Raw genomic sequence first — 802 nt, 5'->3', positions numbered from 1 at the left:
CGGATCGGGGTGCCCCGCTCCCCCGCCGCCCGGGCGATCTCCCGGACCTGGTCGTCGAACCGCTTGATGTTGCCCGGATTGACCCGCACCGCCGCGCACCCCGCCTCGATCGCGGCGAACACGTACTTGGGCTGGAAGTGGATGTCGGCGATCACCGGGATCTGCGACTTGCGCGCGATCACCGCCAGCGCGTCCGCGTCGTCCTGGGTCGGGCAGGCCACCCGCACGATCTGACAGCCCGACGCGGTCAGCTCGGCGATCTGCTGCAGCGTCGCGCCGATGTCGGACGTGCGCGTGGTCGTCATCGACTGCACCGACACCGGCGCGTCCCCGCCCACCGCCACCGACCCGACCTGGATCCGCCGGCTCCTCCGCCGCTCGGCGAGCTTGGTCGGAACGGACGGCATGCCGAGAGAAATCGCAGTCATCTGCTGTGCAACCCCAAGTCGTGGATCAAGCTCCGGCTCCCCGTGAGCAGCGGGCTCCGGGCTCCGAGATTACGGCACGGGCCCGCGCCCGGGCACATCCCGTCCGTAAACCCGCCCAAAGGACGACGGCCCGGAACGAAAGGGTTCCGGGCCGTCGTGAACGGGAGGTGTCGGGAGCGGGGCCGGGGCGTGTTCCGAAAGGAACGTCGTCCGTCCGAAGGGCAGGTCCGGCGACGCCATGGGGGGGTCCCCCTGCTCGAGCGAAGCCGAGGGTCCGGGGGAGCGTGCGATCGCGAGGCGGAGGGTCGCCCCGGCACCCGGAGGTACCGGGGCGACCCGACGACGCGGGGAGCGTTTGTGCCTGGTGTCGTCGG

1 protein-coding gene is annotated in these 802 nt (G+C 71.8%); it reads right to left on the bottom strand.

Annotated features, from left to right (window positions below; all coding sequences use genetic code 11):
• Positions 1–428: flavodoxin-dependent (E)-4-hydroxy-3-methylbut-2-enyl-diphosphate synthase (locus ACZ56B_RS28130; protein ID WP_468796396.1), on the bottom strand; the 428-nt coding region annotated here is incomplete at its 3' end.
• Between the last annotated feature and the right edge of the window lie 374 nt (positions 429–802).

Source organism: Streptomyces sp. NPDC034670 (assembly GCF_055574875.1).
Note: the sequence above shows the minus strand (reverse complement) of the source record. Positions and strands in the feature narration are given on the sequence as shown.